Consider the following 24,430-nt stretch of genomic DNA (forward strand, 5'->3'; position numbering starts at 1 on the left):
CGTGATCAGCCACCGCTCGGGTGAGACCGAAGACTCCACCATCGCTGACATCGCCGTGGGCCTGAATGCCGGGCAGATCAAAACCGGCTCCATGAGCCGCTCAGACCGCATGGCCAAATACAACCAGCTGCTGCGCATCGAAGAAGACTTGGGCGAAGTGGCGGTGTACCCCGGCCGTTCAGCGTTTTACAACCTGCGTTAAACACCTGCCATGGGCAACCGTATCGTTCCCGTTGTGCTGATCGCCTTGCTGGCGATCGTGCAGGCCCAGCTGTGGTTTGGCCGAGGTGGGGTGCCCAACGTGGCTGAGCTCGAGCGTGAGTTGCAGCAACAAAAAGTGGCCAACGAAACAGCCCGCCGCCAAATTGAACAGCTCAGCGCCGAGGTCAATGACCTCAAGGAAGGGCTGAACATGGTGGAAGAGCGCGCGCGCCAGGAGTTGGGCATGGTCAAACCCAACGAAATCTTTGTACAGATCGCCAAATGACGCCGCCATCCGGGATCGATGCCAGCCGGGCGGCATGCGCCAGGTGAAACGCATCGCCATTTTGGGGGCGCAAAACACCGGCAAGTCTTGGTTGGTACAAGCCTTGACTTCACAGCGAAGCACGCAAGGCTGGCTGATCTCGGACACATCGCCCCTCTTGACAGCGGTCTTCAAGCACCTGATGTTTGCCGACGAAAGCCTTTACCCCATGGCTTTGGCGCAGCAGGCTTTGGTCGACACCACCTTGGTCACGGGTCTCGATTTGCCAGAAGTCGGTGCTGGACTGAAAAGCGATTTCCCTCACGAGCGCAGCCTTGTCGACAGCTTGCTGCGGCAGGCACTGGAGCGCGCTGGCATCGCCTACCGGGTGGTCTACGGCCAAGGCCACCAACGGCTGAACAATGCGCTTTTGGCCTTGGGTCTGCCCGGTGAAGACCCTGCTGCTCGCCTGGTGCGCGAGCGGGCGCAATTCGCCATCAACCAGGGCCGCACCGTCTGGCAATGCAACGAGTGCAGCGACCCCGAATGCGAACACAAATTATTCACCCGATTGCTGTCCCAGCGTTTGGATTGAACACCCGTGTCAGTGAACCGAGCCCCCCGACAGATCGGCGGGCAGACCCGTGAACAGGCCAGCCGCATCGACCGGGTCGAAGCGGTATTGCGCACCGCAAAAATCACAACCCACTTCGACTTGCCCTTGCTCCGCGATGATGCCTTCGACCTCTTCGGCGCCCAGGCTGCGGATCATGTTGCCCACGCGTTCGCGGTTGCAGCGGCAAGCAAAGCGGGGGCCGCTCTCACCGATGAAGGGCTCAAAACGGGCCAGTGGCTCTTCCCAATACAAGCGGTGCAAAATGGTTTCGGCGTCCAGCGTGAGCAATTCTTCGCGCTTGAGGCTTTTGCTCAAAATAGCGATGCGGCTGAAGTCTTCGCTTTGTCCCAGCACCGATTCACGCATGAGCGAATCGACCTGGCCCGCCAAATTACCCTCCCCCTCAATGGGCAGTCGTTGGATCAACAAACCCGCGGCGACCTTGTCGTCGGCTGCCAACACCAGCACGGTGTCAAGCTGCTCTGACTGCAACATGTAGTGCTCCAGCACCTCGCTGATGTTTTCAAGTTTCTCGCCCTGGTCGCCAAACAAGGGCACCACACCCTGGTAGGGTTGCTGACCAGGCAATCGGTCTAGCGGGTCAAGGGTGATCGCGCAGCGGCCTTCGTTGTTCACATTCACCATCTGGCTCAAGCTGGCGTTGTCCGCCACCTCGCCCACCTGGGTGCAGGTGGCGCGCAGGCTCAGGTCAGGTTGCACCTCGACCACGCCCAGCTTGACTGGGCCATCGCCAAAAATCTGCAGCACCAAAGCGCCATTGAATTTGATGTTGCCCTGCATCAGCACACCCGCAGCGGCCATCTCACCCAGCAGTTGGCGCACAGGCGCCGGGTAAGCCCCCGTCTCGGAGTTGGCGGCGCGACGGGCCAAAATGTCTTGCCAGGCATCGGTCAGTCGGACCAGCATGCCGCGAACAGGGAGGCCTTCAAAAATGAATTTATGGAGTTCAGACAAAGTTCAATCAACAACCCCTTGGGGCTGATCCTTAAAAATAGGGTGTGAGCATGAAAAGGCCGAGAAAACGACGAGGAAAGACAGAAAATCTCAGCCGATTTTCTTCAGCCCGGCCTTGAATCGGCGAGCATTTTCCACATAGTGGCGAGCGCTTTGGTGAAGGCCTTCGATCTGCTCGGCACTCAATTCACGCACCACCTTGGCAGGCGTGCCCATGATCATCGAGCCATCGGGAAATTCCTTGCCCTCAGTCACCAAAGAGCCTGCCCCCACCAGGCAGTTTTTACCAATCTTGGCGCCGTTCAGCACCACCGCGCCAATACCCACCAGCGAACCATCGCCGATGGTGCAACCGTGCAACATGACCATGTGGCCCACGGTCACATTTTTACCGACCGTGATGGGTTTGCCATGGTCAGCATGCATCACACTGCCATCCTGGATGTTGCTGCCCTCGCCGATCTCGATGGTTTCGGTGTCGCCGCGAACAGTCACGCCAAACCACACACTGGCATCGGCCGCAATCTTGACCGCGCCCATGACCTGCGCGCTATCGGCCACCCAGGCGCTGTCGGCCACTTCGGGGATGTGTGAATCGAGTTGATAAAGGGCCATGCGGAGTCTCCTGTCGCTGCGGACTTCTGAAAACCTACAATTGTAGGGATCCTCGCGGCACACCGTGACCCCCTGATTTTTCATCACCATGCATTCTTTGCGAACCGCAAGCCTGGGCCCCTGGGCACAAACCGACCCGGTATTGAAGGCCCAGGCCACCTTGGCACTGGAACTGCATCTGCCCGTGGGCGCTGACGACCTGTTGAGCGCACCGAGTTCGGGTCCTGGCCGTGCAACCCGCCCCGCCCTGGTACCCCATACACAACTGAAAGCCAAGTCGATGACCACCGCCGAAGGGCGTGCCATCTTGGTGCATTCGATCGCACACATCGAGCTCAACGCCATTGATCTGGCGCTGGACGTGGTCTGGCGCTTTGCGGGCCTGCCCGAGGCTTTCTACAAAGACTGGGTGCGCATTGCGCAAGAAGAAGCCAAGCATTTCATGCTGTTGCGCAACCACCTGGTGGGCATGGGCTTTGACTACGGCAGCTTTCCCGCGCACAACGCCCTGTGGGACATGGCCGAGCGCACCCAGGGCGATGTGCTGGCCCGCATCGGCATCGTGCCGCGCACCATGGAGGCCCGGGGGCTGGATGCCTCACCCGGCGTGAAAAACAAATTGGTCAGTGGCGGCGACCACCGTGCCGGCGAAATTCTGGACATCATCTTGCATGACGAAATCGGCCATGTGGCCGCGGGCAACCGCTGGTACCGCTACTTGTGCGCGCAACGTGGACTGGACCCGCTGAGCAGCTACGCTGAATTGATCGTCCGCTACGACGCCCCCAAACTGCGCCCACCCTTCAACATGGCGGCACGGCGTCTGGCAGGTTTTGAAGAGGCGGAATTGGACGCCCTGCGCTAGCCCCGCGGGTGGTGCGCCGCATGCAAAGTCTTGAGCCGCTCACGCGCCACGTGGGTGTAAATGGTGGTGGTCGAAATGTCGGCATGCCCCAGCAGCATTTGCACCGCCCGCAAATCGGCACCGTGGTTGAGCAAATGTGTGGCAAAGGCATGGCGCAGCGTGTGCGGTGACAGCGGCGCAGTGATGCCCGCCTCGATGGCATAACGTTTGACGAGACTCCAGAACATGACACGCGACATGCCGGTTCCCGGCTTTGGGCCACTGGTGGTGACAAACAGATCTTGGGTTTGGCGCTGCCCCAGCAATGCCGGTCGCGCCAAGCTGAGATAGCGCTGCAGCCATTCACGGGCCTCTTCACCAAAAGGCACCAGACGCTCTTTGCTGCCCTTGCCCATGATGCGCAAAACGCCTTCGTTCATGGAGACATGCAGGGTCTTGAGTTGCACCAACTCGCTCACGCGCAGACCGCTGGCGTACAACAGCTCCAGCATGGCGCGGTCACGCAGCCCGAGGTGGGTGGCCGCATCGGGCGCGCACAGCAGTGCATCGACCTGGGCTTCGCCCAGGGTCTTGGGCACACGCAAGGCTTGTTTGGCCGCCAACATGCGCAGCGTGGGATCGGCTTGAACCAGGCTCTCGCGCAGCGCCCAACGGAAATAGCGCTTGAAGACCGTGAGCCGACGATTGGCCGAGGTGGCCTTGGTTTGGCCATGGCGTTCGGCAAAATACGCTTGCAGGTGGTGCTCTTGGGTGGCGTCCAGCGCCAGCCCTTGGTTCAAAAACAGCCAGTTGGCGAACAACACCAGATCGCGGCGGTAGGCCGCCAAGGTGTTGGCGGCCAGCCCGTCCTCCAGCCAAAGCGCCTCGGCAAAGCGGTCGATGGCGTTCTGGCTGGCCTCGTGCATGCGCTGAACTCAGTCCAGCTTGAGTTTTTGCGCTTCGACCACTTTCTTGTAAACCTCGAACTCGGCCTTGATCTGGGCTGCGAACTCCTCGGGCGAGTTGGCCACCACCAAAGAACCCGTGTCCTGGATGCGCTTGCTCACAGCCGGGTCTTGCAGGGCTTTTTTCACACCGTTGCTGATCTTGTCGATCACGTCTTTGGGCAGGTTTTTGGGGCCCAGAATGCCGTAATAGGCCATGCGGTTGACAGGCTCCAGACCGATCTCCTTGAAGGTCGGCACATTGGGCAACTGGGGCAGGCGCTGGGGCGCTGCCACCACAATCGGCACCAGTTTGCCGGCCTGAATAAAGGGCAAAGCCGAAGGCAGGTTGTCAAAAATGATCGGCACCTGTCCAGCCACTGTGTCGTTCAGAGCCGGGCCTGCACCACGGTATGGGATGTGGGTGATGAAGACGCCCGCCAAGCTCTTCCAGAGCTCGGTCTGCAAGTGGCCAATGCCACCTGTGCCCGACGAAGCATAAGAATACTTGCCAGGGTTTTTCTTCAGCTCAGCCAAAAAGCCCTGATAGTCCTTGGCCGGAAAGCTCGGGTGCACCGCGATCACATTGGGGGTGGCCGCAATGTTGATGATGGGCGTGAAGTCGGTGGTGGGGTTGTACGGAATCTTGGGGTTGATTGCTGGGTTGGCGGCGGTGGTCGACACCGTGGCCATGCCCAGGTTGTAACCATCCGGCACGGCGCGCACGGTTTCGCTCGCGCCAACCACACCGCCCCCGCCCGCCTTGTTTTCGACGATCACGCTCTGACCCAGCGCCTTACCCAAAGGCTCCGAGATAACCCGCGCCACGATGTCGGTGGTGCCACCCGGGGCAAAAGGAACTTGCAGCTTGATGGGCTTGGAGGGGTAAGCTTGCGCCCAAACCGAACCACTGACCATCACTGTTGCAGCCAAACCGGCCACAGAAACCAAATCACGACGCTTCATTCAGAACCTCCTTTAAAGAATCAACATGATATGCAAAAAATACCCGCCAGCGTGAGGGGGGAAACCCATAAAAACAGCCCAAAGCCCCTCATCACCCGAAGGTGACAGGTCAGCGCCCAGGCCACCATCGCGCTCAGTTATCCTCAGGCCGTGAACTTTGCCCAACTGCTCTTTCCCGATTTTTCGCTGATCTTGTGCGGCTACCTGATTTGCCGCTACACCGCACTGAACCGTCCTGTGTGGCAACAGGTCGAAAGTCTGGTCTATTTTTTCCTCTTTCCGGTGCTGCTGTTTCACTCGATTGTGAAAAGCCCGCTTGACCTGAACGCAGCTTCTAGCCTCATCGGTGCTGGCCTGAGCCTGGGCGCGTGCGCCATTGCCTTGTCTTACAGCCTGCCCTACTGGCCCATTTTGGGCAAAAGGATTGACCGGCGTGAGCACGCCGCCAGCGCCCAGGTGGGCTTTCGCTTCAACTCCTTCATTGCCCTGGCACTGGCCGAACGCCTGGCTGGCCCCGAAGGCCTGCTCATGATTTCGGTGCTGATCGGGGTGTGTGTGCCACTGTTCAACATCGGTGCGGTGTGGCCGATGGCCAGGCACGCCAAAACCGGTTTTTTGCGTGAACTCGTGCGCAACCCGCTGATCATCGCCACGTGCTCGGGCCTGATGGCCAACTTGCTGGAGTTTCAGATTCCCCCATGGCTGGACCCCAGTGTCAGCCGCATCGGAGCAGCCTCTTTGGCCTTGGGCTTGATGGCTGCGGGCGCTGGCATGAAATTGGGCACCTTGCGCCAGGGCAAGTTGCTGGGCACCGGCGTGTTGCTGGTCAAGCACCTGCTGCTGCCCCTTATTGCAGCGGGCATGGCCCATCTTTTTCGGCTCAACCCCATGCAAACCACGGTCTTGCTGGCGTTTTCGGCCTTGCCCACGGCATCGACCTGCTACGTGCTGGCCGCACGCATGGGCTACAACGGCCCCTATGTGGCAGGGCTGGTCACGCTGTCCACCCTGGCGGGCATGTTGAGTTTGCCCTTTGCGCTGGGCGTACTGCGCTGAGCGTGCTGCGCTGAGCTTCAAGCCCTGGCCAATGACCAGGCCACCTGCTCCTGAACCACAGGGTCGGGGTGCCATGCGTGTGCCAACAAGGCCTCTTGCAGTTCTTTGCGCTCTTTGACATCAAGCAAGCCAGAGGCCAGCGCATTGCCTGCGGCCAGTGCCAGGTTGCGCAGCCAGCGGGCGTGGCCGATGCGCCGGATGGCACTGCCTTCGGTGCGGTGCAAAAATTCGGCCTCGTTCCAGGCCATCAATGCCGCGATGCCGGCATCGCCCAAACCTTCGCGCGCTTGCCAGTCGGGCAATGCACTGACTTGTGCAAACTTGTTCCAAGGGCAAACCAGCTGGCAGTCGTCACAGCCGTAAATGCGGTTGCCAATCAGCGGGCGAAGTGCTTCATCGATCGGGCCTGCATGCTCGATCGTCAGGTAAGAAATGCAGCGCCGGGCATCCAGCTGGTGCGGCCCCACGATGGCCTGGGTGGGGCACACGTCGATGCAAGCGGTGCACTGGCCGCAATGCGCTGAGGCCGCAGGCGTTTCGGGCAAGGCAAAGTCAACAAACAACTCGCCCAAAAAAAACATCGACCCCGCCTCGCGGCTGAGCACCAGCGTGTGTTTGCCACGCCAGCCCAGGCCACTGCGGGTGGCCAGCTCGGCCTCCAGCACCGGTGCCGAGTCGGTGAACACGCGGTGACCAAACGGGCCGATAGCGTGCGCGATCAGTGCTTGCAGTTTTTGCAGGCGGCTGCGCAAAACCTTGTGGTAGTCCCGTCCCCGGGCATAGACCGACACCACCGCTTGCCCGGGCTGCAAACTGCGGGCGGTTTCGCGGGCCAGCCAATCGGGCGGCGTGCCGTGCGGTAGGTAATCCATGCGTGCGGTGATCACACTCACCGTGCCTGGCACCAGTTCGGCTGGACGGGCTCGCTTGAGGCCATGCGCAGCCATGTACCCCATGCTGCCGTGAAAACCAGCGGCCAGCCAGGCCTGTAATCCGGGCTCTGCCGAGGTCAAATCGATGCCACTGACGCCAATTTGGGACAATCCCACCTCACGCGCCCAGATTTGAATTTGGGGCCACAGTTCAAGAAGGTCGATTTGAGTACGTTGAGCAGTCACCCGCCGATTGTAGGAAGCCCGGCTATAGCCACCACAATGTCCCCGGCCCCCAGCCCGGTTTGGGAGGCACTTTGGCCTGACGAATCCGCCACCCAAGCCTTTGCCACCCAGCTGGCGCAGGCCTTGCAAACCTGGCCTGGCGGGCGAGATGGCTGCATCGAATTGCGCGGCAATCTGGGGACAGGCAAAACCACCTTGGTGCGCCACTTGCTGCGTGCCGCCGGGGTGCAAGGTCGCATCAAAAGCCCCACGTATGCCGTGGTCGAGCCCCACCAAGCGGGCTCAGGCGAGGCCGCTTGGCCCATCTGGCATTTTGACTTTTACCGTTTCAATGACCCGCAAGAGTGGGAAGACGCCGGTTTTCGAGACATCTTTGCCGGGCCAGGGCTCAAATTGATGGAATGGCCCGAGAAAGTGGCGGGGCAGTTGCCACCGCCCGATTGGGCCATTGCGCTGGAGGCCATCGACGAGCATCAACGCCGCGTGCGCATCAGCGCCGGCACACCCAGGGGCCAAGGCTGGCTGCAGTCGTGGCAACAAGGTGCAGCAGATGCGGGCTGACCGCCGCCGATTATTGAAGGCTGGAATGCTGGCACTCAGTCTGGGGGCCAGTCATCTGGCGCGCGGCGCCAGCATGCTGGCTGTGCGCATCTGGCCTGCCCCCGATTACAGCCGAGTCACCCTCGAGTCGGACACCCCACTCAAAACCACACAGACCTTCATCGCCTCCCCACCCCGGCTGGCCGTGGACATTGAGGGCCTGCAACTGAACGCGGCTTTGCGCGAACTGGTGGGCAAGGTCCAGACATCCGACCCCAATATCGCGGGCATCCGTGTGGGCCAATTCAATGCCAACGTGGTGCGCCTGGTGATCGACCTGAAGCGCCCCATCGCGCCACAGGTCTTCACCTTGCCACCGGTCGCGGCCTATGCCCACCGGCTGGTGCTCGACCTCTACCCCAGCGAGCCCATTGACCTGCTGGAACAACTGATTCAGGAGCGGGTGACTGCCAAAGCGCCCCCGCTGCTCAGTGGACTGCCGTCGCCCTCGGCCGCAGTGAATGACCCCTTGGGTGAGCTGATTGCCCGGCAGACCTCGCCCTTGCCGTCCACCCGCCGACAAGACCTGCTGCCCCCGCCTGCCGTGTCCATGGACCGGCCTGACCACCCGCCACGGCTCGACAAAGTCCCAGACATGACCGAGCGGCTGATCGTGATCGCACTGGACCCAGGCCACGGCGGTGAAGACCCTGGGGCCATCGGTCCCGGCGGCACGAGAGAAAAAGACGTGGTGCTCAAAATCGCCAAAATGCTGCGTGACCGCATCAACACAAGCAGCGCCAACGGCAACCCGATGCGCGCCTTCCTCACACGCGATGCCGACTTTTTTGTGCCGCTGCATGTCCGCGTGCAAAAAGCCCGCCGTGTGCAAGCTGACCTGTTCGTCAGCATCCATGCCGATGCATTTTTCACACCGCAGGCCAGCGGGGCCAGCGTATTTGCACTCAGCCAGGGGGCCGCCTCCAGCAGTGCTGCCCGCTGGATGGCGCAAAAAGAAAACACGGCCGACCTGATCGGCGGCATCAATCTGGGCAGCCAGGACGCGCAGGTGCAACGCACGATGCTCGACATGAGCACCGCCGCGCAAATCAAGGACAGCTTGAAATTAGGCGACAGCCTGTTGCGAGAGATCGGGGGCGTGGGCCGATTGCACAAGCCCCGGGTCGAGCAAGCCGGCTTTGCCGTCCTCAAAGCGCCGGACATCCCCAGTGTGCTGGTGGAGACCGCCTTCATCAGCAACCCGCAAGAAGAAGAAAAGCTGCGCAGCGAGGACTACCAAAAGCAACTCACCGAGGCCTTGCTGCGGGGTATCCAGCAGTACTTTGCACGAAACCCACCGCTGGCAAGGAACCGCAGCATTTGAACAACGCCAGGTCGACGCTGAAGCGCCGAGCTACAACACAGCCGACTGGCTCGTCACCACATCCCGGTCAAACTGCGCCATCGCCGCAAGCGTCAAAGGGTCAGTGGCCAGTTCGGCAGCAAACTCTGGCCGCACGGTGACGGCATGGGCGCCGCAGGCGATCAGGCGCGAGAGCACATCGGCCGACTTGATGCTGGCGGCCAGCAGTTGCAGCCCATCGGCCTGCACGGCCACGCAGGCCTCAATCAGCGACCAGACATCGCGCCCCTCGGCCTGCAGACGCCCCACATAGGGCGCAACAAAGTGGGCCCCTTGCGCCCGCGCCCACAGCAATTGCATCGGGTTGGACAAACCCGTCAGCAGCGTGGGTACGCCCCAAGCTTGCACTTCGCGCAGCACGGGCTGCCAGTCTGGGTGGCATGGCAGCTTGACGGTCAAGCGCACACGGGCCTGCACGGCGGCAGGCAGCAGCCCCTCGAGCCATTGCGCAGCTTCGCCCACTTCGGCGCGGGGCAGTTGCAGCATCAACTCAGAAATATTGGCTTCTCCCGCCTGCGCCACCAGTTGCAAATAGCCGGGTAGGCTGACCGGCAGACCCGCTTGCATCACCAGCGTGGGGTTGGTGGTCACGCCCTGCACGGGCGGGCAGCCTGCGGGCAAGGTCCATTGGTGGGCATCGGCACAGTCGAGGTAAAACTTCATGCTGCGTCTTGTTTCAGAAAAATATCTTTGTCCGGGAAAAACTGGCTGTGCAGCGGTAACAAGGCCCCGCCCAAAGCGCGGGCATGCGCCCCCACTTGGCCCGCCAGCAGTTGCGGCTGGTGCATGCCGTCAAAACGGTACTGGGCCAGCGCGTCTTGCGTGGCAGCCATCAGGGCGGTCATGAGCGGCGCACCGAGTGAGCCGTCCATCACCACCGCATCCAGGTCCAGCAAGGCGGCAGAACTCGCCACGGTCATGGCCAGCGCCTGGCTGGCTTGCGCGATCCAGGGTGCTGTGAAGTCGGCATAGGCCGTGTCCATGATGCTGTCTTGGTGGATCAACAAGGGGTCGTGCCCTGCGGCGAGCAAGGCTTGCTCAAGCTGCCAGCCAGAGGCTTTTTGCAGCAACTGCGGCGGCATGCCCAAGCCCCTGGACTCGGACGTGGCCAAGCCCACCGGCAGCGAGCCAATGGCCCCGGCGTTGCCGCGCTCGCCGTTCATGATGTGGCCCGACAGCACCAGACCACCGCCGATGAAGGTGCCTACAAACACGTATAAAAAACTGCGCACACTGCGGCCATGGCCTTGCAGCAACTCGGCCACGCAGGCGGCGGTGGTGTCTTTGGCAAACACCACGGGCAAATGGGTCAGGCGCTGCACCTCGGCCTGCAAGTCGATGTGTTCCCAGCGGGCCAGCGCCTGGACGGCTGGGCCACCCATCAGGTCAGCCCATTTGTGCAGCGACAAAGGCGCCGTCAGGCCCACGCCCACGGTGCGGGGCCACAAATCGCCCATGCGTTCTTTCAGGGTTTGCAGCCCTTGCGCCATCGACTGGAACAGCACATCCGGATCGGGGTAGTCGTACAGCACCTCCACCCGCTCCACGGGCTGCCCCGTGAAGTTGGCCACCAGCAACTCCAGATTGCGCCGCCCCACCTGAATGCCCACACTGAACGCGCCTTGCGGGTTGAGCGACAGCGGCACCGAGGGCTGGCCGATCTTGCCGCGCACCCGGTCTTGCTTGACCAGCAAACCATCGTCGAGCAAACGGCCCACGATGATGGCCACCGTCTGGGTGGACAACTGGGTCAGCCGAGCCAAGTCGGCCTTGGGAATAGCCCCATGGTGACGGATGGCCTGCAGCACGGTGCGTTCGTTGAACTGGCGCATTCCGACGTGGTTGGAACCACGCATGGCGGAAATGGGGGTTGCGGAGTTCATGGGTGATGTGGTCCAAATTCAGAAAAAGATCACGCCCTTACAGAATGCGGCGTTGCCGTAACCCGAGCCCTCGCCGCTTTGCACGATCAGGCTGGCCCCTTTGATTTTCTCGTAAAAAGCGTAGCGCTCCACTGGCTCGACCTGTTCGGCCTGAAAGCCCTCGGCCACCACCAAATCGACCACCGCCTGTTGGGCGGGGGTCCGAAAATCCGGGGCGCTGTGGCTGGCGTGCATGAAGGCCGCGGGCTGCTCCACGTCGGTGGCCAGCGGAAACACCGACAACACCGCGCGGCTGACCCGCTCCAGGCTGTTGCCGGGCAGGCGCACCACGGGCTTGCCGTGGCGCAAAAAGTCGGCCGTGAAGTTGGCATCCACCACCGCCACCCATTCGCCATGGCCCATGGCGCACAGGTGCATCAACAGCTCAGGCGTGAGCAGCGGGTCAATCCCTTTCAGCATGTGGCGGCCTCTTGGGCTGCATCTTGGTCTGAATTGGAACGCAGGCTCGCCGGGTCGATCGCGCCGGTGATCAGGCCCACGATTTGCTCAGGGCTGGTTTCGCGGGTCAAGCGGCTGCAGATGATTCGGCCCTGGCGGAACACCCAGATGCGGTCCACCAGGTCAAACACCTGGCGCAGGTTGTGACTGATGATGATGAGCGGAATGCCCTGCTTCTTCAAACCCTTGATGATTTCTTCCACGCGAGCCGTCTCCTGCACGCCCAAAGCGGCGGTGGGTTCGTCCAGGATGATGAGTTTTTTGGCAAACCCGGCAGCGCGAGCAATGGCCACGCACTGGCGTTGACCGCCCGACATGCCACGCAGGCTCTCGGACATGTCCTGGATCTTCACGCCGGTGGTGGCCAGCATGCTCGCCGACTTGTCGCGCATGGCCTTGTGGTTGAGGATGGACAACGGCCCCAGGTTCAGGCGCGTGATTTCGCGGCCCAAAAAGATGTTGGCAGGCACATCCAGGTCTTCAGCCAGCGCCAGCGTCTGGTAAACAGTTTCGATGCCCTGCTCCCGCGCGTTCAGCGGCGACTCGAAATGGACCTTTCGGCCGTCCAGCAAGATGTCGCCCGAATTGGGCTGTTCGGCCCCGGTGATCAGTCGCACAAAGGTGCTTTTGCCCGCCCCGTTGTCGCCCACGATAGCGGCGTGCTCGCCGGGCAAGAGGCGGAACTGCGCATCGGTCAGGGCTTTGACCCCGCCGTAATGCTTGGTCAGTTGCTGGATTTCTAGGACAGGTGTGGAGGAGGACATGGCGGCGACTTTCACTGTGAATGGGCGCAAGCATCGCGCATTTTAAGATTTACCGCATTAGTAAAACTACTAGGTTTACTTAGTCTGGTTTTTCGTTTCCAATCCGTTCGCGGTCAAGAAAAAGCGCTTTCTGGCCGGACCTACCCCCAACAAAGGAGATACACCCATGATCACGAAACGCACATTCGGCCGCTTGGCCTTGGCCGCCACCGTCGCAGCCACACTGATTGCCTGTGGCAAAAAGGAAGAAGCCAAACCAGCCACCGCACCTGCCGCAACCGAATTGACGATTGCTTACATCACCAACGGCAATACCAACGAAGGCTGGACCTTGATCAATGGCGGCGCCAAAAAGGCCGGCTCCGTGCCAGGCGTCAAATTCATCGAATTGGCCGCAGAAAAAGGTGAGTTGTCCAAACAGCTGGCCATCGTGGAGGACATGATCACCCGCAAGGTCGGCGCGATCGCCATCGCCCCAGTGGACTCTGCCGGTATTGCCCCTGCTGTGAACAAAGCATTGGCTGCAGGCATTCCCGTGATCGCAGTGGACACTGGCATCACCGGTGCCAACATCACGTCTTACGTCGCCACCGACAACATCAAGGCCGCCAATGTGCAAGGCAAATGGGCTGCGGAACAAATCAAGGACGGCGACACGGTGATTTATGTCACGGGTGACCTGGGTCAATCGACTGGCCAGGAGCGCAAGAAAGGCTTCGTGGATGCCTTGAATGAAGGCCGTAAGAACGTGAAAATTGTCGAAGTGGCCACCACTTGGGACCAGACCATGGCCCAAAACGGTGTGGAAGCCGCACTGCGCGCCAACCCCAAAGCCAAGGTGATCGCCTGTGCATGGGACGGCGGCGCTCTGGGTGCCAAGGCCGCACTGATGGCCGCTGGCAAGAAACCCGGCAACGTGATGATTGCTGGCTTTGACGGCTCGCCTGGTGGCCTGGACATGATGAAGGACGGCTGGCAACAAGCCAACGCTGCGCAAATGCTGGCCAAGATTGGTCAAGTGGGTGTGGAAACCGCTATTGCCGCCGCCAAAGGTGGGAAAGTTGAAGCCCGCATCGACACCGGCTCCTTCCTGGTGCTGCCAGAAAACGTGGACAAGTTCGCTGCCGACTCCGGCGTGGGCCAGTTCATGAAAGTCAAGGCCAAATAAGTCAAGGCCTCGATATGGCCCACCCGGACCTGCGGGTCCGGGTTTATTTTTGAAACATCGAGAAATTTATGAAATCCATCACCCGACAAGAGTGGTACGGCGCTTTGGTAGCGGTGCTCGTGCTGGGCGTTTTGCTCAGCGTGGCCTCGCCTTACTTTTTGACCACCGGCAATCTGTCCAACATTCTGGTTCAGGCCTCGGTGATCGCCTTGCTCGCGGGGGGACAGACCTTTGTGATCCTGACCGGCGGCGTCGATCTGGCCGTAGGCGCGCTGACCGCGTTGGCGGGTGCCGTGGCCGGTCACATGATGATCAAGATGGGCATCAACCCTTATTGGGCCATGCTCGTGGCCCTGGCCATTGGCGCGGCGGTGGGCGTGTTCAACGGTTACCTGGTGGCCTTTGTTGGCATCCCGGCGTTCATCGTCACGCTCGGTGGCCTGACGCTGTGGCGCGGTCTGGCGTTTGACCTGACCGGCGGTTTTGACAACGCGGGCTTGCCCGATCCCCTGCCCTTCATCGGCTATGGCGATGTGCTGGGTGTGCCCATGCCCACGCTGATCACGGGCGTCTTTTTTGTCGTGATGGCCTTCATTTTGTCGAGCACCAAAATTGGCCGCTACGTTTACGCCATGGGCTCCAACGAAATGGGGGCCCGCCAAGTCGGCATCAACATCCGTTGGTACAAGCTGGGCGTGTATGTCATCTCGGGCCTGTGCTGCGCACTGGCGGCCATCGTGCTCATGGCCCGCATGGATTCGTCGAGCGGCAAGATGGCGCAAATGTTTGAGCTCGATGCGATAGCCGCCGTGATTTTGGGCGGCACGTCTCTCTTTGGTGGGCGCGGCAGCATCTGGGGCAGTTTGCTGGGCGCGGTGCTCATCACCATGATCCGCAACGGCATGAACCTGATGGAAGTCTCGCAGTTCAAACAAATGATGGCGATTGGCGCGGTGGTGATCGTGGCCGTGTGGATCGACGTGGTGCGCCGCAAGCACCTGCTCAAAAAATAAGCCGCCAACGTGTCTTCATTGGGTTTTCCCGTCATCTTTCAACCTGTGGCCTGACCCTTCAGGCCGCACCACTGCCCCCACCAACGCCCATGACCATGCCAATTTTTGTGCTCGGCGAAGCCCTGATGGACTGCATCGCCCAGCCCGATGGGCGGCTCTTGCCGTGCATGGGTGGCAGCCCCTTCAACTTGGCCCGCGCCGCTGCACTGCGTGGGGCCAACGTGGCTTACCTCAACCCCTTGTCCAATGACCTGTTCGGCCAGGGCATGGCGCAGTTGCTGCAAAAAGACGGCGTGCAGCTGCCTGGCGGCACCAGTCGTTTGCCCACCTCACTGGCCGTGGTGCAAGTCACGAACGGCCAACCGAGCTACGGTTTTTACCGTGAAGGCATTGCCGACCGCGACTACTCCGTGGACGGCATCGTCGGTTTGCTGCGCCAGCAAAAAACGCTGGGCATTTTGCACACGGGCTCCTTGCTGCTGATTCCGCCTGAGCACAGCAAAGTGGTGGCCATTCTGAAAGCGGCCCGCGAGATGGGCTGGACCATCAGCGTGGACATCAATCTGCGGCCCAAAGCAGCGCCTGACTTGGCGCAGTATGTGCAAGCCCTGCGCGAGGTGATCGCCCTGACCGACTGGCTGAAAGCCAGCGACGAAGACCTGGAAACCATGGGTTTTGCGGGCGTCGCGATCAGCGAATCAGCCCGCTTGGTGCATGCCTTGCGCGAGTTGCTTGAGTTGCGTGATTTGGGTACGGGTGTGGCACCGAATGCCTTGAGCCGAGTGGCCCTGACCTTTGGCGGCGACGGCGCTTATCTGGACATCGAAGGCCAGACCCACAGCCTGCCCGTGCCGCACATCAACGTGGCCGACACTGTGGGCGCAGGCGACACTTTCTGGGGCAACGCCCTGGCCGACTGGGCCATGCTGCCCGATGCGGCCGCCGAGCGCGTGGCCACGACACTGGACCACGCCATGAAAGCCGCCGCCATCAACTGCACCCGCTCAGGTTGCCAGCCGCCGACGCGGGCCGAAGTTCTGTCGTTTTAGCGGTGCTGTTCCCTCAACTGGAACGCCCGTTGGCCAAAAGGCGGCGGCCCGGTAGGAAGTCGCCCCTGCGGCCCAATGTGTACCGGGGCCGTCATGTGCCTTATCCCTCAACACACAGCCGCGGGCAAGGGCTGAGTCAGCTGGCCTGACGAGCTTTCCAGGCACCGAACAGGGCGATCAGACCCGGCACCAAAATCAGTGCCCAGATGATCTTGCTCAAATGCGTCTGCACAAAAGGCAAGTTGCCAAACAGGTAGCCCGCCAGCGTCAGCCCGACCACCCAAATGAAACCGCCCACCACGTTAAAAAAGGTGAATTTGCTGCGCGTCATCTCGGCCACACCGGCCACAAAGGGCACAAAAGTCCGGACAAAAGGCATGAAGCGGGCCAGGATGATGGTGATGCCGCCATATTTTTCGTAAAAGGCATTGGCCTGCAAAAAGGCTTGCCGGTTGAAAAACCGGGAGTCCTCCCACTGGAAGACCTTGGGGCCAAAGTAACGGCCAATCGTGTAATTGGTCTGGTCGCCCAAAATAGCGGCCACCAGCAGCAAGCCCATCACCAGGGGCAAGCTCAGCAGGTCGGCCCCGCACATGGCACCCACGATGAACAGCAGCGAATCACCGGGCAAAAACGGCATGACCACCAGCCCGGTTTCTACAAAGATGATGAGGAACAGCAAGGCATAGACCCAGGCGCCGTGTTGCGCCACAAAAGCCTCCAGATAACGGTCGACATGGAGGATGAAGTCAAGGAGTTGCAAAAGAATGTCCATGCGCCGATTATCCCCATGACCGACTGGCGATCAGGAAGGGCGGTGGCACATCGGCCCTTGCGCAAGCTCACGCCAGTATTTGCCCTGCACAAGCCCTAAAATCAGGCGGTGACTTCTCAACAGACCCCGGCGATCGCGCGCCGCCCCATTCGCGAACTTCCCGATGAACTGATCAGCCAGATCGCTGCTGGCGAGGTGGTCGAACGGCCGGCATCGGTGGTGCGCGAACTGGTGGACAACGCCATGGACGCGGGCGCGCAGAGCATCACCCTGCGCCTAATGGGTGGCGGCACCCGGCTGATTTCGGTAGAAGACGACGGCAGCGGCATCGCCCCAGACGAGCTGTCCGTGGCCCTGAAACGCCACGCCACCAGCAAGATCGGCAACTTGGACGAGCTCGAATCGGTAATGACCATGGGGTTTCGGGGTGAAGCGCTGGCCGCCATCAATTCGGTGTCCGAACTGGTCCTGCTGTCGCGCATGGACGGTCAAGCCACCGCCTTCGCGCTGGATGGCCGCACGGGCGAAATCAGCCCAGCGGCCCGCTCTGTGGGCACCACGGTCGAAGTCAAAGAACTGTTTTTCTCCACGCCCGCCCGCCGCAAGTTTTTAAAAAGCGACGGCACCGAGCTGGCGCATTGCATCGAGGCCGTGCGCCGACACGCGCTGGCGCGTCCCGATGTGGGTTTTGCCATCTGGCATGAAGGCAAGCTGGTCGAGCAGTGGCGCGTGCACCCCGGCAGCGCCGGGCTGGCGCAGCGCCTGGCCGATGTGTTGGGCGAAGAGTTCGTGGCCCAGTCCATCCCGATCGAATACCAGGCCGGCCCGCTCAAAGTGATCGGCCGCGCAGGGCTGCCTGATGCCGCCCGCTCGCGCCCCGATCACCAGTTTGCCTACGTGAACGGCCGCTTTGTGCGAGACAAAGTCGTCATGCACGGCGCACGCAGCGCCTACGAAGACGTGCTGCATGGCCAAAAGCAACCGGCTTATGCGCTGTTCATGCAAATCGACCCCACCCTGGTCGATGTGAACGTGCACCCCACCAAGATCGAAGTGCGGTTTCGCGACAGCCGAGCAGTGCACCAAGCCGTGAAACACGCGCTGGAAAACGCCCTGGCTGTGCCGCGCTCGCAGAACCTGCCCAACGCCTCCCCCGATACAGGCAGCGACTTTGAACTGAAAACAGGCCCCACACCCAAGGCCATGCCCGAATCGGCGGCTTGGACACAAGGCGGCATGGCCTTCGAGCGCGCCAGTCCTTCCAGCTTCAACGCCCCGAGCTACAAACCGGCCGATTTTGTGCCACCGCGTGTCGATGGCGAGCGCGCCATGGCCGACCTGAAGGCGCTGTGGAACCCGACCGAGCGCAGCGAGGGTCTCAGCGCCCAAGAAGCACGCCCTGCCGAGTGGCCGTCCCCGCTCGCGGCCGGAGACCACGCCCGCTCCGCCCTCGCAGGCGCAGTGCCCGGCCTCATAGCCCCCGTGGAAGTGGCCTCTGACCGGCACGCCGCAGAAAACCCCTGGCCGCTGGGCCGCGCCATTGCTCAGTTGCACGGCGTCTACATCCTGGCCGAAAACAAACAAGGTCTGGTGGTGGTGGACATGCACGCCGCTCACGAGCGCATCGTGTACGAGCGCCTGAAAAACCAGCTCAACAATGCCAATGGCGAAGGCCCCCGCATCAGCAGCCAGCCGCTGTTGATTCCAGCCACCTTTGCCGCCAACCCCACCGAAGCGGCCACTGCCGAAGCCTGCGCCGAAGCGCTGGAACAACTGGGCCTGGAAATCTCTCCCCTGTCGGCCAAAACCCTGGCCGTTCGCGCCGTGCCCACCAGCCTGGCGCAAGGCGATGCTGTCGAGTTGGCCCGCAGCGTGCTGGCCGAACTGGCCCAGCACGACGCCAGCACGGTGGTTCAGCGCGCGCAAAACACCATTTTGGCGACCATGGCTTGTCATGGCGCGGTGCGGGCCAACCGCCGCCTGACGCTCGACGAGATGAACGCCTTGCTGCGCCAGATGGAAGAAACCGAACGCTCAGACCAATGCAACCACGGCCGCCCCACCTGGCGGCAGATGAGCATGCGGGATCTGGATGCGCTGTTTTTGCGGGGCCGGTGATGACAGGTATGTCGCCCAAACTGATCGTTCTCATCCTGGCCCTGCTGCTCGGCCTGCAACCGGTCACCACCGACCTGTACCTGCCTGCCCTGCCCGCCATCACCGAAGGCTTTGGGGCCAGCATGGGCCAGGCCCAGCTCACCTTGACGGCCTTGCTGCTGGCGTTTGGCCTGTCGCAACTGGTGTGGGGCCCCTTGTCTGACCGGTTTGGCCGCCGGCCCATTTTGTTGTGGGGCATGGCGGCCTATACCCTCGCCTCAGTGGCCAGCGCCTTTGCTCCCGACATGGCCTGGCTGATTGTGGGTCGCACCGTGCAAGGCATCGCCATGGGTGCGGGCGTTATGGCCGCACGCGCCGTGGTGCGTGACCTGTACGCGCCCGCGCAAGGGGCCAACGTGATGTCGCAAGGGCTGACTGGTCTGGGCATCATCGCTTGCACCTGCGCGCCCCTGGGTGGGGTGTTGACCGACTGGCTGGGCTGGCGCATTGCAGTCCTCATGCTGGCCTTGTTTGGTGCGGGCACTCTCGCCTTGCTGGCCTGGCGCTTTGAAGAAACCCTGGCACGGCCCGACCCCAATGCCTTGAAGGCTGGACCACTTTTGCGCGCCAACATCGAGATCCTGCGCAACCCAGTGTTCCTCACCTGGTGCGCCTTGTCTTCGAGCTCTTACCTGGGCTTGTTCACTTTTTTGGCCAGCTCATCGTTTGTTTTCGTCAGCTTCATGGGCTACAGCAAAACGGCCTATGGCTTTCTCATGCTCAGCATGTCCTTGTCCTACATCGTGGGCACCTTCTGGTGCCGCTGGATGCTGCGTCGCACCAGTGTGCACCGGACCGTGGGCGTCGCGGCCATCTTGACGCTGACGGGCGGCGTCAGCATGGCCGGGCTGGCTTATGCCGGTCAAGGCCAAGACTGGTACGGCGCCTGGGCCGTGATGGGCCCGATGTACATCTTCATGCTCGGGCATGGGGTGCACCAGCCTTGCGGCCAGAGCGGCGCGGTCGCGCCCTTCCCGCACCGGGCTGGCACGGCCTCGGCATTGAACGGATTTTTGATGATGCTGGGGGCTTTTTTCATGGGAACTTGGCTGGGCGGCCGCATGGACCAGCCCGTATTTGCCCTGGCCCACGGCTTGTTGCTGTGGGCGCTGTGCATCACGGTCTTGGCCTGGACGCTGGTGCAGCGCCACGGCCGCCCACAAATCATCGCGGCCACAGCCTGACATGCCAAGCGCCTCGTCCGCCACCTTTGCCATAGACGCCATCGCCATCGTCGGTCCGACGGCCAGCGGCAAAACCGCAGCCGCCATGGCGCTGGCTGAAGCCCTGCAAGCCCCCGGACAAGCGCACATGGGGGCAGAAATCATCAGCCTCGATTCGGCCCTCATTTACCAAGGCATGGACATCGGCACCGCCAAACCAAGTCGCGAAGAACTGGCCGCTGTGCCACACCACCTGATCAGCACCCTTGACCCCTCGCAAAGCTACAGTGCGGCCGAATTCGCCCGCGATGCCACGCAACGGATCAAAGACATACAAGCACGGGGCAAGATGCCCTTGCTGGTGGGTGGCACGATGCTCTACCTCAAAGCCCTGCTGGAGGGGCTGAATGACATCCCAGCCGCCAACCCGCAAGTGCGTGCCGAGATTCAGCAGCAAGCTGCCAGCCTCGGCTGGCCTGCGATGCACGCCTTGTTGGCGCAAGTGGATCCCAGCGCCGCCGCCCGCCTGGCCCCGGCCGACAGCCAGCGCATTGGCCGTGCGCTGGAAGTGTGGACGGCCACTGGGCAGACCTTGACGTCTTTCCACCAAAGTGCCAAAGCATCGAGCCCCGACTGGCACATCCCGGTGATCAGCCTGGAGCCTGACCACCGCGCCTGGTTGCACCAACGCATCGCCCAACGCTTTGACCACATGCTGGCTGCAGGCTTGATGGATGAAGTGCGGCGCCTGCGCGCACGGGGCGACCTGAACCCCGATCTGCCCTCGATGCGCTGCGTGGGTTATCGGCAAGCCTGGCAAGGGCTCGACGAAGGCTGGTCGCAAGCCGAGATCCGAGAACGTGGCATTTTCGCCACCCGGCAACTGGCCAAACGACAAATCACCTGGCTGCGCAGCATGCCCTCGCGGGTGGTGGTGCAAGCCGATGGCCCGCAGGATCCATCCGCGCGCGTCACGGCGCTGGCTGCAGAATGGGTGAGCTTTAAAGTCTAGACATGCGTTTTTTATTTCTTGTTTTATGGGGGTGGAGCCTGCTGGCCTGGTCCGCAGAGCCCTTCACACCCTTGCGGCTTGAGCCCCAGCCCCTTCAGATACGCAACGCCGGTGCGCCCGACGTGGCATTGGTTTGCCCACGCAAAGGCCCGAGCAGCGTCCGCCCCTTGGCCCCACCGCCCGAGCCGACCCAAATCCCTGACGAAGACGAGGTGGCGTCTGCTCTGCAAGATGCGCCTGTCGCGATCGGCTTACAGCCGACACGCCCTGCCCCCGCATGGCCGTCCAACCCAGCACGCGGTTGGCGCATTGCGGTCTGGGGTGACAGCCACATGGCGGCGGCCTTTTTCAGCGACCAACTGCAGCGCAAGCTGGCGCCTGCCGATGCGCCCGTGAGCAGCCGCTTTGTCCATGCCGGGGTGGGCCATGGTGGCGTGCGCGGGCTGGTGCGCAAGACCTGCCTGTCGGGTGAATGGGCCCGCGAGATGGCTTATGCCCATGCCGATGCGGCCAGTGCCCCCGGCCCGGGCATGACCAGCCTGGTGGCCAAGCGGCCCGGGGCCACGCTGGCGCTGGACCTGCGAGATTCCCAGGGCCAAGCCCGCCACACCCGCATGCAACTGCTCTACCACGGCGAAGGTGGGGGCTACACGCAGTTGGCGGTCAGCGTGGATGGCGAAGCAGAGACGCTGGTCAGTCTGGACCCACAAGCCGGGCCAGGCGCCTTGGCACTGCAAACCACTGCCCCCCTGTCCACCTTGAAAATTCGTGTGGTGGAGGGGGCCTTCCGTTTCCAGGGCATCAAACTCAGCGAAACCCCAGCGCCTGCCGCACTGCACATGGACCTGTTCGCCTACCCGGGCGCCACGGCCGCGGGATGGGTGCGCAGCGATCTGAACTACCTGGCCTCATGGTTCACCGACCAAAGCTATGACTTGGCGCTGATCGCCTTTGGCACCAACGAGGGCAATGACCCGCGCTTCAATGAAACCGCTTACCGAGACACGCTCACGCGGGCTTTGAGCCAGTTCAGGCAGGTCTTTCCGCAAACACAGTGTGTGCTGATCGGCCCGGGCGATCGGGGGGTTCGCGTGGTCAAGTCCAAGGCGGCCAAAACCAGCAAAAAACAGTCCCCTCAGAGCAAGCGGTCTGCCAAGGCAGCCTCTTCGGCCAAGCTGCTGAAATACGCACACATCCATGCGCAAATCGGGCAGATTCAAGCCGAGGTGGCCGCTTTGCACGCTTGCTCGGCCTGGAGCATGCAAACGGCCATGGGCGGTGTGGGCAGCGCTTACCCCTGGGCCCGTAAAAATCCACCGCTGATGGCCCCTGACCTGCTCCATTTCACGCCGGCTGGTTACCGCGAATTGGCCAACATCTTTCTGGCCGACTTTGGCCTGAATCCCCCATGAGCGCACTTGCACGCTTGCCGGGTCTGGACGGGCTGCGCGGTGTGGCTGTGCTGGCCGTGATCGGCTACCACCTGAACCTGGGGCACTTTTTACCGGCCGGTTTTCTGGGGGTGGACATTTTCTTCACCGTGTCGGGTTTCATCATCACGGCGCTTTTGTTGCAAGAGCATGCCCAGACCGGGCGCATTGATTTCACGGCGTTTTACGTGCGCCGAGCACGCCGCCTCTTTCCGGCGGCAGGGGCCATGCTGCTGGTGTTGGTGGCGCTGTCGCCCCTGCTGCTGCCCACCGCTCTGCCGCGCCTGCGCGAAGACCTGCCTGCAGCTTTCCTGTATGCGTCCAACTGGTGGCAGATCGTGGCCCAGCAGTCGTATTTCGAGGCCATTGAACACCCGCGGCTGTTGCAACACCTGTGGTCTCTGGCCATCGAGGAGCAGTATTACGTGTTGTGGCCGCTGGCCGTGCTGTGGCTTTTGAACCAGGCAAGCCGGCAAGGTCTGGGCGTGGCAGCGGGCCTGATCGCCATCGCCAGCACAGGCTGGATGGCCTGGCTTTATGTCACGCAGATCGATGGCGGTGACCCCAGCCGTGTTTACCTGGGCACCGACACCCATTTGATGGGGCTGCTGTCTGGCTCTGCCCTGGCAGCCTGGTGGAACCCCTGGAAAGCGCGCATGGCTTCGCGCGCCAGTGACGGCCTGCTCAACCTGGCAGGCATTGCCGCACTGGCTGCGCTGGTGGGGGGCATGGCCACCGTGCACGAGGGCATGCCCTGGCTTTACCAGGGTGGCTTTTTACTGGTGGCCTTGCTCAGTTGTGTCGTGATCAGCACTGCCACTCGCGAAGGCACCTGGGTGGCGTCGCTGCTCTCTGCACGGCCCATGCGCTGGCTTGGCGCCCGGTCTTATTCGCTGTACCTGTGGCACTGGCCCGTGGTGGTCTGGTTGCGTCCCTCTGCACAGGCCGATGTGCTGGAACTGACATGGGTCACCGCCATGCGGCTCTTGCTCACGCTGGCCTGCGCCGAAGCCTCCTACAGGTGGGTCGAAACGCGCTGGGTCAACGGCTTCGCAGCCATGCCCTGGCGGCGTGGGTCGGCCTTGGGGGCTGCAGCGCTGGTGATGGTCAATGCCGGGGTCTTGGGCTTCATGCCGAACACCACGGCACAACACCAGGACATGGTGGCGCCCTTGGCCCAAGACAAGCCCTCCCCCAGCACCCTCCCCCCCGCATCCTCGGCTTTGGCAAACAAGCCCCAAGCCACGTCTTCAACCCCTTTGCACGGGAACCGGGCACAGATGGGAGAAGCCACCTACCATCGGGTCACGCTCTTGGGTGACTCGGTTTTGCTGGGTGCAAGCCCGTACCTGCAGCGCCGACTGCCATTTGCATCCGTTGAAGCCAAAGTGGGCCGACAAGGCAGTGAGGGCATCAAACTCGTGCAGAGCCTGCGCGAGCAACATCAACTCGGCGACGCGGCCGTGATCCATCTGGGCACCAACGGCTATCTGGCCGAAAGGCAATTTCGGGTCTTGCTGGAACAACTGGGTGATCGCAAGACCGTGGTGGTGGTCAATGTGTACGGCGCACGGCGCTGGATCGGCTCGAACAACGAGACGATCGCCAGGGTCACCCAAGACTTTGACAATGTGCGACTGGTGGACTGGCATGCCATCGGACAAGCCAACCCAGACTTTTTTGTGCAAGATGGCATCCACCTGTCCAGCACGGGCATCCATGCGTATTACAACCAGATTCGTCTGGCTTTGGGCCTGCCTGAAGTCACACTCGGCGGCCCAACGCGAAAGCCCTTGAAACGGCCCCAAAGACCCCAAGCCGAGACCCCACACGAGGGCTTGTCAGCGCCGGCTTCAACGCCAGCGCCAACGCCCTCCAGCGATGCACCCGCCATCAGCCAGCTGCCGCGCAGCAGCGCTGTGTCCACGCCTGCACGTGATTAAGGCTACGCCAGA

24 protein-coding genes and 1 pseudogene are annotated in these 24,430 nt (G+C 62.1%); 15 read left to right on the top strand and 10 right to left on the bottom strand.

Going from position 1 to position 24,430, the window contains the following annotated elements:
* The 3 genes and pseudogenes from eno to ACIQ3A_RS04450 form a co-directional block, all read left to right on the top strand.
* Positions 1–202 (top strand): annotated as a pseudogene (eno, locus tag ACIQ3A_RS04440) (phosphopyruvate hydratase); the annotation flags it as partial.
* 9 nt (positions 203–211) lie between these two features.
* Complete coding sequence (gene ftsB, locus ACIQ3A_RS04445) at positions 212–487, top strand: cell division protein FtsB (protein ID WP_396430554.1); 276 nt, start codon at positions 212–214, stop codon at positions 485–487.
* 34 nt (positions 488–521) lie between these two features.
* Complete coding sequence (locus ACIQ3A_RS04450) at positions 522–1,061, top strand: hypothetical protein (protein ID WP_396430555.1); 540 nt, start codon at positions 522–524, stop codon at positions 1,059–1,061.
* A 9-nt stretch (positions 1,062–1,070) separates the two neighbouring features.
* Here the strand turns inward: ACIQ3A_RS04450 and ACIQ3A_RS04455 are convergent, their stop codons facing one another.
* Both ACIQ3A_RS04455 and ACIQ3A_RS04460 read right to left on the bottom strand, forming a co-directional pair.
* Entirely contained in the window at positions 1,071–2,057 is a 987-nt protein-coding gene (locus tag ACIQ3A_RS04455; protein WP_396430556.1) for an Hsp33 family molecular chaperone HslO, read from the bottom strand.
* Positions 2,058–2,147: 90 nt separating this feature from the next.
* Positions 2,148–2,672, bottom strand: a complete 525-nt coding sequence (locus ACIQ3A_RS04460; RefSeq protein ID WP_396430557.1) for a gamma carbonic anhydrase family protein — start codon at positions 2,670–2,672, stop codon at positions 2,148–2,150.
* 88 nt (positions 2,673–2,760) lie between these two features.
* Here ACIQ3A_RS04460 and ACIQ3A_RS04465 point away from each other — a divergent pair, with 88 nt between their 5' ends.
* On the top strand, positions 2,761–3,537 hold the full coding sequence (locus ACIQ3A_RS04465) for a ferritin-like domain-containing protein (protein WP_396430558.1): 777 nt from the start codon (positions 2,761–2,763) through the stop codon (positions 3,535–3,537).
* Here the strand turns inward: ACIQ3A_RS04465 and xerD are convergent.
* Together xerD and ACIQ3A_RS04475 are read right to left on the bottom strand one after the other, a co-directional pair.
* Complete coding sequence (gene xerD, locus ACIQ3A_RS04470; RefSeq protein ID WP_396430559.1) at positions 3,534–4,442, bottom strand: site-specific tyrosine recombinase XerD; 909 nt, start codon at positions 4,440–4,442, stop codon at positions 3,534–3,536. The genes ACIQ3A_RS04465 and xerD overlap by 4 nt on opposite strands.
* A 9-nt stretch (positions 4,443–4,451) precedes the next feature.
* Complete coding sequence (locus ACIQ3A_RS04475) at positions 4,452–5,426, bottom strand: tripartite tricarboxylate transporter substrate binding protein BugE (protein WP_396430560.1); 975 nt, start codon at positions 5,424–5,426, stop codon at positions 4,452–4,454.
* 150 nt (positions 5,427–5,576) lie between these two features.
* Here ACIQ3A_RS04475 and ACIQ3A_RS04480 point away from each other — a divergent pair, with 150 nt between their 5' ends.
* Positions 5,577–6,482 (top strand): AEC family transporter, encoded by a 906-nt coding sequence (locus ACIQ3A_RS04480; RefSeq protein ID WP_396430561.1) that lies wholly within the window; start codon positions 5,577–5,579, stop codon positions 6,480–6,482.
* 17 nt (positions 6,483–6,499) lie between these two features.
* On the opposite strand, the gene queG is transcribed toward ACIQ3A_RS04480, so the two are convergent.
* Complete coding sequence (gene queG / locus ACIQ3A_RS04485; protein WP_396430606.1) at positions 6,500–7,579, bottom strand: tRNA epoxyqueuosine(34) reductase QueG; 1,080 nt, start codon at positions 7,577–7,579, stop codon at positions 6,500–6,502.
* A 57-nt stretch (positions 7,580–7,636) separates the two neighbouring features.
* Here queG and tsaE point away from each other — a divergent pair, with 57 nt between their 5' ends.
* The gene (gene tsaE / locus ACIQ3A_RS04490) at positions 7,637–8,161 is read left to right on the top strand and encodes a tRNA (adenosine(37)-N6)-threonylcarbamoyltransferase complex ATPase subunit type 1 TsaE (RefSeq protein ID WP_396430562.1); all 525 of its coding nucleotides are present in this window, start codon (positions 7,637–7,639) and stop codon (positions 8,159–8,161) included.
* Entirely contained in the window at positions 8,151–9,524 is a 1,374-nt protein-coding gene (locus ACIQ3A_RS04495) for an N-acetylmuramoyl-L-alanine amidase (protein WP_396430563.1), read from the top strand. Before tsaE ends, ACIQ3A_RS04495 begins: the two co-directional genes overlap by 11 nt.
* 30 nt (positions 9,525–9,554) lie before the next feature.
* Here ACIQ3A_RS04495 and ACIQ3A_RS04500 read toward each other — a convergent pair whose 3' ends face one another.
* The 4 genes from ACIQ3A_RS04500 to ACIQ3A_RS04515 are packed head-to-tail and all read right to left on the bottom strand — an operon-like array spanning position 9,555 to position 12,708.
* Entirely contained in the window at positions 9,555–10,226 is a 672-nt protein-coding gene (locus tag ACIQ3A_RS04500) for a transaldolase family protein (RefSeq protein WP_396430564.1), read from the bottom strand.
* Entirely contained in the window at positions 10,223–11,446 is a 1,224-nt protein-coding gene (locus tag ACIQ3A_RS04505; protein ID WP_396430565.1) for an ROK family transcriptional regulator, read from the bottom strand. Before ACIQ3A_RS04505 ends, ACIQ3A_RS04500 begins: the two co-directional genes overlap by 4 nt.
* 18 nt (positions 11,447–11,464) lie before the next feature.
* Positions 11,465–11,905: an RbsD/FucU family protein gene (locus ACIQ3A_RS04510; RefSeq protein WP_396430566.1), complete on the bottom strand. Its 441-nt coding sequence runs from the start codon at positions 11,903–11,905 to the stop codon at positions 11,465–11,467.
* Positions 11,899–12,708 carry an ATP-binding cassette domain-containing protein gene (locus tag ACIQ3A_RS04515; RefSeq protein ID WP_396430567.1) on the bottom strand — a complete coding sequence of 270 codons (810 nt, stop codon included), beginning with the start codon at positions 12,706–12,708 and terminating at the stop codon, positions 11,899–11,901. Before ACIQ3A_RS04515 ends, ACIQ3A_RS04510 begins: the two co-directional genes overlap by 7 nt.
* A gap of 166 nt (positions 12,709–12,874) precedes the next feature.
* Here ACIQ3A_RS04515 and ACIQ3A_RS04520 point away from each other — a divergent pair, with 166 nt between their 5' ends.
* From ACIQ3A_RS04520 to ACIQ3A_RS04530, 3 genes are all read left to right on the top strand, one after another.
* The gene (locus tag ACIQ3A_RS04520) at positions 12,875–13,876 is read left to right on the top strand and encodes a sugar ABC transporter substrate-binding protein (protein WP_396430568.1); all 1,002 of its coding nucleotides are present in this window, start codon (positions 12,875–12,877) and stop codon (positions 13,874–13,876) included.
* Between the two features lie 68 nt (positions 13,877–13,944).
* The gene (locus ACIQ3A_RS04525) at positions 13,945–14,889 is read left to right on the top strand and encodes an ABC transporter permease (RefSeq protein ID WP_396430569.1); all 945 of its coding nucleotides are present in this window, start codon (positions 13,945–13,947) and stop codon (positions 14,887–14,889) included.
* An 89-nt stretch (positions 14,890–14,978) separates the two neighbouring features.
* Positions 14,979–15,938: a PfkB family carbohydrate kinase gene (locus tag ACIQ3A_RS04530; protein ID WP_396430570.1), complete on the top strand. Its 960-nt coding sequence runs from the start codon at positions 14,979–14,981 to the stop codon at positions 15,936–15,938.
* Between the two features lie 136 nt (positions 15,939–16,074).
* Here ACIQ3A_RS04530 and ACIQ3A_RS04535 read toward each other — a convergent pair whose 3' ends face one another.
* Positions 16,075–16,713 carry a DedA family protein gene (locus ACIQ3A_RS04535; protein WP_396430571.1) on the bottom strand — a complete coding sequence of 213 codons (639 nt, stop codon included), beginning with the start codon at positions 16,711–16,713 and terminating at the stop codon, positions 16,075–16,077.
* Between the two features lie 108 nt (positions 16,714–16,821).
* Here ACIQ3A_RS04535 and mutL point away from each other — a divergent pair, with 108 nt between their 5' ends.
* Genes mutL through ACIQ3A_RS04560 form a run of 5 tightly spaced genes read left to right on the top strand, consistent with a single transcriptional unit; the run spans position 16,822 to position 24,418 of the window.
* Positions 16,822–18,831, top strand: a complete 2,010-nt coding sequence (gene mutL, locus ACIQ3A_RS04540) for a DNA mismatch repair endonuclease MutL (protein ID WP_396430572.1) — start codon at positions 16,822–16,824, stop codon at positions 18,829–18,831.
* A gap of 8 nt (positions 18,832–18,839) precedes the next feature.
* Entirely contained in the window at positions 18,840–20,054 is a 1,215-nt protein-coding gene (locus ACIQ3A_RS04545; RefSeq protein ID WP_396430573.1) for a multidrug effflux MFS transporter, read from the top strand.
* A gap of 1 nt (position 20,055) precedes the next feature.
* On the top strand, positions 20,056–21,045 hold the full coding sequence (gene miaA, locus ACIQ3A_RS04550) for a tRNA (adenosine(37)-N6)-dimethylallyltransferase MiaA (protein ID WP_396430574.1): 990 nt from the start codon (positions 20,056–20,058) through the stop codon (positions 21,043–21,045).
* A gap of 2 nt (positions 21,046–21,047) precedes the next feature.
* On the top strand, positions 21,048–22,457 hold the full coding sequence (locus ACIQ3A_RS04555) for an SGNH/GDSL hydrolase family protein (protein WP_396430575.1): 1,410 nt from the start codon (positions 21,048–21,050) through the stop codon (positions 22,455–22,457).
* On the top strand, positions 22,454–24,418 hold the full coding sequence (locus tag ACIQ3A_RS04560) for an acyltransferase family protein (protein WP_396430576.1): 1,965 nt from the start codon (positions 22,454–22,456) through the stop codon (positions 24,416–24,418). The genes ACIQ3A_RS04555 and ACIQ3A_RS04560 overlap by 4 nt, the downstream gene beginning before the upstream one ends.
* Positions 24,419–24,430 lie beyond the last annotated feature (12 nt).

This window comes from Limnohabitans sp. (assembly GCF_044361985.1).
GTDB lineage: Bacteria > Pseudomonadota > Gammaproteobacteria > Burkholderiales > Burkholderiaceae_C > Limnohabitans_A.